Raw genomic sequence first — 266 nt, forward strand, 5'->3', positions numbered from 1 at the left:
TTGCCAGTGGTATAGCTTTTGGACTGGTTAACACCTTCTTTAGCTTAAGAACTAAGGATGGTATTACTGCAGCTAAATTATCAGGTATGGTTCAAGCAATTGGATACTCATTTGCTTCTTTAGGACCACTGCTATTTGGTGTCTTACACGATATTTCAGGTTCATGGACACCTTCTTTGATTGTACTGCTAATCGCCGCTGTGTTAATTACAATAATAAGTTCTGGAGCAGGAAGAAATATACAAATATAGTTCCTTTATCATCAA

At 36.8% G+C, this 266-nt stretch carries 1 pseudogene; it reads left to right on the forward strand.

Going from position 1 to position 266, the window contains the following annotated elements:
- Positions 1-251, forward strand: a pseudogene (locus HMPREF2937_RS08045) (MFS transporter); the annotation flags it as partial.
- Positions 252-266: the final 15 nt, after the last annotated feature.

It is taken from the genome of Staphylococcus sp. HMSC061G12, assembly GCF_001838465.1.
GTDB classification, from domain to species: Bacteria; Bacillota; Bacilli; order Staphylococcales; family Staphylococcaceae; genus Staphylococcus; species Staphylococcus simulans.